Source organism: Lactobacillus sp. (assembly GCF_051873315.1).
Classification (GTDB): domain Bacteria; phylum Bacillota; class Bacilli; order Lactobacillales; family Lactobacillaceae; genus Lactobacillus.
The window spans coordinates 20,674-29,728 of the sequence record NZ_JBJEES010000059.1 but is presented as its reverse complement, the minus strand read 5'-3'; the positions used below and the strand labels follow the sequence as shown (position 1 = coordinate 29,728).

Genomic DNA, 9,055 nt, shown 5'->3' with positions numbered 1-9,055 from the left:
CGTGATAGGCAACGGTGAGATAAACATGGTCTTCACCAATGACTTGCAAGCCTTCGACTTCAGTGTGATAGCCCTTGTGGTCGATTTTTCCCCAATCACTCAAGTTGACGCTGATCCACTGATCTGCAAAGGAGCGCTTGTTGGCTGGAATCTTGATGATCTGCTTGTGGTGGGATGTAAATTCACCGGTATCAGAATTAATATCTGGAGCTTTTTGACTAGAGATATAGATGTTGCCGTAATCATCCATATCAAAGCCTTGGTAGGAATTGATTAAGCTGCTTAAGTTAGGGTAGTAGAACGACTCAAGATAGGCGATGTTTCCCATATTAACGTAGTTATTGCCATCGCTAAGTGAGGCAACTTGGTCCAAAGCCTTGTTAATTGTACTCAGAGAGTAGATTGTGAAGTAGCCGTTGCCAGAAGCATCGATGGTTGCTAAGAGAAACTTTTGATGGTTTGGTGATACGGCGGCTTCTGCTCTGACAAAATTCTCCCCGGGATATGGATGACTGCCGGCGCGGTTGAGGTAAGCCAAACGCGGAAAATCTAAATGACTGCTGTGGCTTCCTTTTTGTGCCTTGATATCAACACGGGCAATTTGCTTGTCCCATTTGATATCAGTCCCTTTCCTTTCATATTTCTTGACACCGATAAACCATTTGTTCGCCATATCAGCATATTCCCAAGTTTGCGTGTGGCCTGCAGCGACATCACTCAAGTGTAAGATGGTCTCAGTCATATCACCAGTTTTACCGCGTACGACGTAGGTGTCTTCTTGCTTGTTTCTCAACTGAAGGCAATAAATGTAAGTTGAACCAACATTAGCTTTTTGAACGGCTGAATGATGGTGTGGATTCAGCTCTACTGTCTTCTTGAGCGAAATGCTCGTGGTTTCTTTAAATTTAACCATAAAAATTAGTCCTCCTATCATAAATTTGTACACTGGCTTCTGCCGGGTACAATGTAATTTTAGCACAAAAGTTTAGTTAAGGCAACAAGTGTTCGAGAAAACAGAATAAGTCACGATAAGGTGACTTATTAGTATAGATCAGTCGTCTTGCTTACTCTTTTGAGTCTTAGCTTTCTCAGCTTTTTTATACTTGCTTTCTTGCCAATTGATATCGAGTATGTTGATTCGATAGTTAGGATGGTTATCTTCTTCGATGTCCCAAAAAAATATATCGCTATCTTTTTTTCGTAAATTGCCCAAAAGGATATACGTTCCTGTATAGCCATGACCGGTGCCTTTTAAACGTGCATAGTATGGCTGGTCGGCATCCCAGAAAGGAAATCCATCACTGTCAGTGAATTGCCTAAGGCCATCGACCATGACGTAATCACCGTATTTATATTTCTTTTTAAGATTAGTGATTTTCTTGGTTTTGCTGTTAAATTTAAATGCGTATGTAGTTTCATCAATCATGGCTTTTTCGCCATTTGAATATTGAGAATGGTTGTTGATCTCTGAAACGTTTCTGGCTTTAATATAGGCTCCATGGCCAATGTAGTAAAAGTAGTGGCCATTGATTTTCTTATAAGGCAGCCAGTATTTTTTGTCAATTTCATAGGTATGATATTTTGTACTATGGAGGAAATAATAGCGGACGTCTTTGTCTGTCCGTTCAACCTTTTTTCTGGTTGTGTAGACGTAACTGCCCTTCTTTAGATAGCCGAGGGGACCATAAAGCCCGTTAAACCAAGGCATCCGGTTGCCATAACGGTCATAGACATAGCTGTTACAGTTTAACTGCAGTACGACTTGGCCTTTTAGGTAGGGCGTATCGTATGCGGCCTGCACAGTGTTTGCAATTAAAGCAGAAAAGCCTAGCGAAAAAGTTAAGGCAAACAGTGTGTTACGTAGCTGTTTGAGCATGATTATCACCCCTTTTGCAAAAAAACGCTTTCTTAATATAATTATAACGCAAGGGCGAAGAAAAAAGGCACGATAAGGTGACTTGCTTTCTTCAGATTAGTTATTGGCTTTCTCCCTAACATTTTGTGAGTGGAGAAAGTTTTTATTTCTTTTTTTCTTAGTATCGGTATAGTAATCTTCGAGTCTGTTAATATCTACTAAGTTAATCCGATAATTCGGATTACTTCCTTCTTCTGGATCTGAATAGAAAGTGTAGAGCTCCTTAGCTCTTAAAGCGGCAACATCGATATATGTTCCCGTAGTGCCGTGGCCTGTTCCTTTTAACCGAGCATAGACTGGTTGATCGGTGTCCCAGAATATAAAGCCATCACTGTCCGTAAATTGCCGCAGTCCATCTATTACTACGTATTTACCTGCTTTACATTTTTTGGTCAAATCTTTTATTTTCTTGGTTTTACTGTCAAATGTAAAAGGATAACCGGACATTTCAATCATGGCTTTTTCACCATTTGAATATTGGGGCAGATCGTTGATCAAAGAGACGTTTCTTGCCTTGATGTAGGCACCATAGCCGATGTAGTAGAAATAATGTCCGTTGATCTTTTTATATGGCAGCCAATACTTCTTACCTACGAAGCCATAATTGTATTTAGTAACGTGGTATTTGGTGAATAAGGTAAAGTAGCGGACGTCTTTGTCAGTCCGTTCAATTCTGTTTCTGGTTGTGTAGACGTAACTGTCCTTCTTTAGGTAGCCGAGAGGTCCGTAAAGCCCGTTAAACCAAGGCATCCGGTTGCCATAACGGTCATATACATAGCTGTTGCAGTTTAACTGCAGTACGACTTGCCGTTTGATATATTTGGGCGTGTATTTTGCTGAACTTGCTGCTGAAACTGTATTTTGAGTTGCCGCCAAAGTCGTAAAACTCAGTATGGCAGCTAAAGCAAACAGTGTGTTACGTAGCTTTTTAGGCATGGTTGTCACCTCTTTTATAAAAGCGCTTTCTTAATATAATTATAACGCAAGGGAGAAGAAAAAAGGCACTCATCGAATGATGAGTACCTTTAAAAAATCTGCTGTTTGAGATTACTTCAAGTCGCTTACGCTTTCAGCAACCTTAACCTTGCCGTTCAAGATTTGCTTGCGGGCTGCTTGAACCTTGCTCCAAGTCTTGGAGTCGATGTTGCCCTTGGTTACAGAAACACCATTGCCTTCAAGAGTGTAGACAAAGTGCTTGCCGCCTGGGAACTTGCCTTGGTATGCCTTTTCAGCAAGACGTTCAACAGCAACGTCCAGGCCCTTCAGAACTGAAGTCAGAACGAAGTTGCTCTTCTTGCCGTCCTTGGAAGTGTAGCTACCCAGGTTTGATTGGTCAACGTCAACACCGATGACCCAAACCTTCTTGGAAGCCTTGCGGTTCTTGTTGATGTCCTTGGCTTCAGTGAAGACCCCGTTACCAGCGTTGCCGGCTGCGTGGTAGATGATGTCCGCGCCGCTGGCGTACATTGATTGAGCGATTGACTTGGCCTTGTCAGTTGAAGTGAAGTTACCGATGTATTGATCGTCAACCTTGATCTTCTTGCCCAAAGCCTTGGCACCTGCTTCAACACCTTGCTTAAAGCCGGCTTCGAACAGTTCCAGGGTAGCTGACTTGGCACCACCGATGTAACCTACGTGGTTGGTCTTGGTAGTGTAAGCAGCAGCGACACCAGCAAGGTATGATGCTTGGTTGCTTTCGAAGGTAACTGAAGCAACGTTCTTTTGGCCGCTGATCACGTCGTCGATGATCACGAAGTTCTTCTTAGGGTTCTTCTTGGCAGCGGACTTGATGGCGCTGGTCAGTTGGTAGCCGACACCGAAGATGGTTTCAAAGCCGGAGCTGGCAGCTTCGTTGGCGTTAGGAGTAAAGTCGGCGGCTGATGAAGATTCAAAGTATTGGTAGCCACCCTTGCCTTGCTTCAGACCGTGCTTCTTACCGAAGGCCTTGAAACCATTCCAGGCAGCTTCGTTGAAGGAGTGGTCGTCAATGGCGTTGTTGTCAGTGATAAGCGCGATGCTGTGCTTGGTGGTCTTAGTACCAGTTGAAGATGATGACTTCTTACCTTGGCAGGCAGTCAGCAGAACTGAAACTGAAACAGCAGCAGTAGCGATGGTTGCTAACTTTTTAAATTTAGAAACAGACACGTGATTTCCTCCGTTACAACACGAATGTTTGTGTGACAATCGCGAAAGATGTTTATTTTTATCTTAGTTTATTATAGTGTAAAAATAGAAAAAAGCAACAATATAAACGAAATTCCGAACTGTTTTTTGATAGCGGTTAACAAAAAAGCGAAACCTGGCTCTCGCAGGCTTCGCTTTCGCGGTTTATTTGAGCTTGAATTTAACCGTATTGTTGTTCCAAATTGAGGTCTTGTACTGCAGCTGCAACTTTTTGGCGGAAGTCTTTGCTTCGCCAACCAAATTTCTTAAAGATCAAGCTGTCTGTTAGGACAAAGTGATAGTGAAATCAAAATCGTGGTCTAAAGAATCATCACTAAAGTCTTGGCCACTCGCGTCAAATTTCACGCGGACACTGTTGACGTTTGAAATCTTTTCGACTGGGACAGTTACTGTTCCTTGCTTTGTTACGTTCTTTGAAATATCGCCATCCCAACTTTCAGTGGAATCTGCTCCGTGCTGTTCACCATTGGAGTAGATATATGTTCCTTGAGTCGGGTAAACTGAAACATCAGCTTTGGTCTTAATTACGTAATGAATCTGCATGAAACCTTGAATAGTAAATTTGCCATCGTTGGCACTATCATAATTGTAGGCCTTGGCTGTCTTGTACAAAGTAATGCTGTCGACAGATACGCTGCCGCCGGCCCAGCTGTTATTCGTATAGTTCGGCTTAAAGGTCTTTTCCGAAGAAATTTCGTAATTTTTATAGCTGACAGTCAGAGTTTTCTTAGCATTATTTTTCCCAGAAGACTTGTCGTCAGTAGTGCTCTTAGAAGAACTCTTTGATGAACTGGCTACAGAGGCTTCGTCACTGGAGTCGTCACTCGAAGAAGCGGCAGAGCCGAAGATGTAGCCGACAAAAAATACGAAAATGAAGGCGATGGTCACAGCCCACCATTGCTTGTAAAATGGCTTTTTATTGGACTTCATGGCAAGATCCCCCCGGCTCTAAGACTCAGAACTATTCAGCTTGTTGTTAACGCTTAAGAAGCCGAATCCCGACAACAGGGCGGCAAGAGCGCCGACAATACATGCTACGCCAATATCACCGAACATCATCAGCCCGATGGCAATACCAATAACGCCTAAAATGATTAACAGAATTCCAACTACTTTCATCTTATCCTCTCCTTAACCAAGTGACTTAATTGATGCTGAAAGCTGAAAGTCTGCTAGCACACATTCCATTTTTGCCTAAAGCGGCTCAAGCAGAATTCTCAGCTAAAAAAGTCTCCATCTTGCATGGGTCAGCATCCAGTTTAAGTGTAGACTTTTAAAGAGAAGGATTGGTGGGCAGGCAGCCCACTAATGGCCAAAAGATGAAATCGCTACCGATAAGGCGGCTAAAGCCGTGGTCAAAACCGTGGCCACAAGCAGGTAGCTGATGATGATCCCGCAGGCCCGGGTAAATTTGGACTTGGATGAATGGAAAAGGCACATGCTCTTGATATTGCGGTAGTTGCAGGCAAACAGGACGATCAAGAAAAGAACCATGAAAAAGGACAGGCGGAGCAGGAAACGGTCAGCCGCTGAGTCGCTCTTGGCGTCCATATTAAAGGAACTAAACAGCATCAATAAGTAGCCGCAAGCAGCTGTAAGCATGCGGGCGGGCTGATGGCCGCGGAAGCCTGGCAAAAGCCAGCTGGACCGACCTAAGCCAATAATCGCGTCCTTAAATTCCTGGGCGCTTTGGTAGCGTTTCTGGCTGTTGATATGGGTGGCTTTTTCAATGATTTCCCGTTCAGGCCCTTGATAAAGCTGAACGCTGGGCAGGCAGCCGGTATACAGAACGTTCATCAAGACCCCGACCGCATAGAAATCGCTGGCTGGCCCGCTTTGGCTGAAGCCGAATTGTTCTGGGGCCGCGTAGCCTAGTGACCCTAGGACGCGGGTGTCGCGGTCGGCATCTTTCTGCATGTTCCGGGCGATATCGAAGTCAGCCAGGATCAGCTTTTTGCCATCATAAAAAATATTCTCCGGCTTGATGTCCCGGTGAATGATCGGCGGCGTCTGCTGGTGCAGGACCGCGAGGACGTCCAGCAGCTGGCAGATCAAGTCGTGGATCTGGGCAGAAGTGAGCTTGTGGGTCTCTAAGTACTGGTCGAGACGGGGAGAGTCGATGTATTCTTCGATGACGGTCAGGCGGTCGCTTTTTTCCAGGCAGACAATCTTGGGAATCGCGGTGTCCAGCTCAGCCAGCTGTTCATATAAGGGAGCGTACTCTAAAGGAAGGACCCGCTCGATATAAGGCGTCGGGTTCAGCTTTTCAACTTTGAAAATTGCCTTGTCGTCCGTTATTTTAATGGGAACAGGATTAACGTAATCACTTATTTTTCCTTGCTTCATCTTATATAAAATCTTTCTGCCATAATGGTAACAATGGGGGTAAAAATGGAAACTGAAAAATTACTCGCTGCTTTGAAAGCAGATCATATTTCTAATGTACTAGATCAAGTGGTTGATTACAATTTTGCCGGTTATTTGAACAAGCTGATCGAAGACAAGGGGGTCAAGAAAAGCGAACTCTTCAATGAGGCCATGATCGAACGCAGCTATGGCTATCAGATTTTGAAGGGGCGGCGCCTGCCATCAAGGAATAAGGTTTTGTCCCTGGCCCTCAGCTTGAAATTGTCTCTGGCTGAAACCAACCGACTGCTGTCTTTGAGCGATAATGGTGCGCTTTATGCCAACGTAAAACGGGACGCGGTCTTGATCTACTGTTTGGTTAGGGGGATGTCGGTGATCGATACTGACCAGCAGCTGGCAAATTACGGCTACCAGAGCTTGAACGAAGAAGAATAATAGAGTAGGATGGCGGATATTAGTTGTTGGAGGAGGAAAGGGTGAAAATGGAAGAGCTGGTATTGATTGCTTTAGCAGCTGTTTCAGCTTTGTTTGAGCTGACAAGTTTGGCTAGATTAATGCATGTGAGTTGGAAAATAGAAGACCTGCTGACGGCCGCGGGCTTGGGTGTCTTGACTTTTGAATTTATTCTGGCGAAAGAGGCAGACCAGCAGGTCGCCTTGTATCTGGCAAACATTGTTTTGCTGCTGTCGGCTTTTTACTTTTACCATCGGCAAAACTGGCAAATGCTTCTGTTTTATGGCTTGAGCGTGGCTTTGGGGAACCTGCTGCTTTTACAAGCGTTTCTCAAAGCTGGAAGGAGCTCTTTGCTGCTTATTCTGGCTTACGCGGTTTTGGCATTAGCGGCAGAAGGCTGGCGGCGGCTGAATGAAAAAAGGCATAAGCAGCCGGATTATCTGCTGAAAATATATCTGCTGTCTAGTCTTTTAGCTTGGGATTTCAGCTTGTGGCTGTTTGGCTGGTCAGAGGCCAGCCTTTTGATCTTGCTGCTTTTGCAGGGCTGCTTGACCCTGCTGGTGTTATTGGCCAATCAGCGGGACTATGAACGGCAGCTGGCTGACCAGGAAAGAGAGAACTTGCGCAGCTATCTGCAGAGTGTCAGAAAGAGCGAGGAAGAATTGCGGCGCTTTAAGCATGACTATCAAAACATGCTGCGCAGCTTGGAGCTTTCTTTAAAGAATGACCAGGCTTCAGCTGCCTTGGGCAGCTTGAAAAAGTACTCTGATGACATTTTGGAAAGAGAAGAACTGTGGCAGTTCAAGGACGTTGACCGGATTGCTGACCTGCAGCTGCAGAGCTTGGTGATTGCCAAGCTGCAGGAACTCCGCCGCCAGCAAATCCGCTATGTTTTCGAAGCTCGGCAGATGATCGAAGTCCCAGCTGGAATTGACGTATATGACTTGATCAGAATCGTTGGGATTGCTTTTGACAATGCCATTGAGGAAAGCATTTTATACAAAGCTGGTGGACAGGTTCCTGTTGTTGAGATCATGTTTTACCGGGATCAGGAAAATTCTCTGGAATTTACCATAAAGAACAAGCTGCGTGACCAGCAAAAGGAAGATTTACCGGTTTTCAGCCAGGCAAACTTTACCAGCAAGCGGGGACACGCGGGTTTGGGGCTGAGCAATGTGCAGGAGCTGCAGAAGAAATACGCGAATTTGTTTGTTGAGTATCGAATTGAAGGAGACAAGTTCATTTTTGCGCTGACTATCGCGTGATTAGGGGGAAAGATGACTGAAATTCTGGTATGTGATGACGACCTGTTGCAGGCTCGGTCTTTGGCAAAGACGGTCAAGCTGGCGGGAGAATTTTTAGCGGAGGATTACGGACAAAGCGTTTCTGTTTCAGCAATGGGATCTCCGCAAGAAGCTTTGGCTTACGCTGCTGACCGGCAGGTTCAGCGGGGAATCTATTTCTTGGATATTGAATTTGCCAAGTCAGAAATGGACGGCTTGGACTTGGCTGAAGCGCTCTTGCGTCTTGACCCACAGGGACAGATTGTTTTTGTAACCACGCATTCGGAGCTGGCCTTGCAGACTTTTCAGCGAAGAATTGGTACGCTGGACTATATCGTAAAAAATGCTGATTTGGATAGTCTGCAGGAGAGGGTTGTGGCAACTTTGCGCCTGGCACTGGAGAGGCTTACGCGGCTGAATTTGGTCAAAAAGCAGACTTTTACCTATAAAGTCGGCCGGCAGCTTAGAAATGTCAACACTGATGACGTCTACTACGTCGCGACGACGCCATTTCCACATAAGCTGCAGCTAGTCGCGAAAAATCTGCGGGCGGAGTTTGTCGGCAACCTTAAGCAGCTTGACCAGGAATGTGATTTTTTGCTAAAAATCTCCCAATCTTGCTTGATCAATCCTAAAAATATAGCTGAGATAGACCTGCGCGCCAGGACTATCACTTTATTTGACGGGGAGAAGCTGAAATACGCGCGGAGCTGTGGCCGCCAGCTGCGGGAGCTGAAGCAGAATTGACCGATTATGACGGTTAAATGACTGGATTTGAATTTCTTGCCCCTCTTTTTTGCGCTGAAACTATAATTCTGATTAGGCCGAAAGGATAGTTCGGATGTAAAAGGGA

The 9,055-nt window shown here is 45.1% G+C and carries 10 protein-coding genes and 1 pseudogene; 3 read left to right on the top strand and 8 right to left on the bottom strand.

Features of this window, described 5'->3' with window-relative positions; genetic code table 11:
- The 8 genes and pseudogenes from ACI32D_RS03210 to ACI32D_RS03175 form a co-directional block, all read right to left on the bottom strand.
- A partial coding sequence (locus ACI32D_RS03210; protein WP_439775206.1) for a helveticin J family class III bacteriocin occupies window positions 1-913 on the bottom strand: 913 nt, incomplete at its 3' end.
- Between the two features lie 138 nt (window positions 914-1,051).
- Entirely contained in the window at window positions 1,052-1,876 is an 825-nt protein-coding gene (locus tag ACI32D_RS03205) for a hypothetical protein (protein WP_439775205.1), read from the bottom strand.
- 96 nt (window positions 1,877-1,972) lie between these two features.
- On the bottom strand, window positions 1,973-2,851 hold the full coding sequence (locus ACI32D_RS03200) for a hypothetical protein (protein ID WP_439775204.1): 879 nt from the start codon (window positions 2,849-2,851) through the stop codon (window positions 1,973-1,975).
- Window positions 2,852-2,962: 111 nt separating this feature from the next.
- Window positions 2,963-4,060: a BMP family lipoprotein gene (locus tag ACI32D_RS03195; protein ID WP_201331776.1), complete on the bottom strand. Its 1,098-nt coding sequence runs from the start codon at window positions 4,058-4,060 to the stop codon at window positions 2,963-2,965.
- 183 nt (window positions 4,061-4,243) lie between these two features.
- Window positions 4,244-4,342 (bottom strand): annotated as a pseudogene (locus tag ACI32D_RS03190) (DUF4352 domain-containing protein); the annotation flags it as partial.
- Window positions 4,343-4,363: 21 nt separating this feature from the next.
- Window positions 4,364-5,029 carry a hypothetical protein gene (locus ACI32D_RS03185; RefSeq protein ID WP_439775203.1) on the bottom strand — a complete coding sequence of 222 codons (666 nt, stop codon included), beginning with the start codon at window positions 5,027-5,029 and terminating at the stop codon, window positions 4,364-4,366.
- 18 nt (window positions 5,030-5,047) lie between these two features.
- On the bottom strand, window positions 5,048-5,218 hold the full coding sequence (locus ACI32D_RS03180; protein ID WP_002878348.1) for a hypothetical protein: 171 nt from the start codon (window positions 5,216-5,218) through the stop codon (window positions 5,048-5,050).
- A 186-nt stretch (window positions 5,219-5,404) separates the two neighbouring features.
- Complete coding sequence (locus ACI32D_RS03175; protein WP_439775202.1) at window positions 5,405-6,445, bottom strand: serine/threonine protein kinase; 1,041 nt, start codon at window positions 6,443-6,445, stop codon at window positions 5,405-5,407.
- A 45-nt stretch (window positions 6,446-6,490) separates the two neighbouring features.
- Here ACI32D_RS03175 and ACI32D_RS03170 point away from each other — a divergent pair, with 45 nt between their 5' ends.
- Genes ACI32D_RS03170 through ACI32D_RS03160 form a run of 3 tightly spaced genes read left to right on the top strand, consistent with a single transcriptional unit; the run spans window position 6,491 to window position 8,949 of the window.
- Window positions 6,491-6,901: a hypothetical protein gene (locus ACI32D_RS03170; RefSeq protein WP_439775201.1), complete on the top strand. Its 411-nt coding sequence runs from the start codon at window positions 6,491-6,493 to the stop codon at window positions 6,899-6,901.
- 47 nt (window positions 6,902-6,948) lie between these two features.
- A complete protein-coding gene (locus tag ACI32D_RS03165; RefSeq protein WP_439775200.1) occupies window positions 6,949-8,184 on the top strand; it encodes a GHKL domain-containing protein in 1,236 nt (411 codons plus the stop codon).
- Window positions 8,185-8,196: 12 nt separating this feature from the next.
- Complete coding sequence (locus ACI32D_RS03160) at window positions 8,197-8,949, top strand: LytR/AlgR family response regulator transcription factor (protein WP_439775199.1); 753 nt, start codon at window positions 8,197-8,199, stop codon at window positions 8,947-8,949.
- The last annotated feature ends 106 nt before the right edge of the window (window positions 8,950-9,055 follow it).

Bases quoted from the DNA above. Each gene is read 5' to 3' on its own strand.
- ACI32D_RS03205 (WP_439775205.1), bottom strand. From the start codon at position 1,876: ATGCTCAAACAGCTACGTAACACACTGTTTGCCTTAACTTTTTCGCTA.
- ACI32D_RS03200 (WP_439775204.1), bottom strand. From the start codon at position 2,851: ATGCCTAAAAAGCTACGTAACACACTGTTTGCTTTAGCTGCCATACTG.
- ACI32D_RS03185 (WP_439775203.1), bottom strand. From the start codon at position 5,029: ATGAAGTCCAATAAAAAGCCATTTTACAAGCAATGGTGGGCTGTGACC.
- ACI32D_RS03180 (WP_002878348.1), bottom strand. From the start codon at position 5,218: ATGAAAGTAGTTGGAATTCTGTTAATCATTTTAGGCGTTATTGGTATT.
- ACI32D_RS03175 (WP_439775202.1), bottom strand. From the start codon at position 6,445: ATGAAGCAAGGAAAAATAAGTGATTACGTTAATCCTGTTCCCATTAAA.
- ACI32D_RS03170 (WP_439775201.1), top strand. From the start codon at position 6,491: ATGGAAACTGAAAAATTACTCGCTGCTTTGAAAGCAGATCATATTTCT.
- ACI32D_RS03165 (WP_439775200.1), top strand. From the start codon at position 6,949: ATGGAAGAGCTGGTATTGATTGCTTTAGCAGCTGTTTCAGCTTTGTTT.
- ACI32D_RS03160 (WP_439775199.1), top strand. From the start codon at position 8,197: ATGACTGAAATTCTGGTATGTGATGACGACCTGTTGCAGGCTCGGTCT.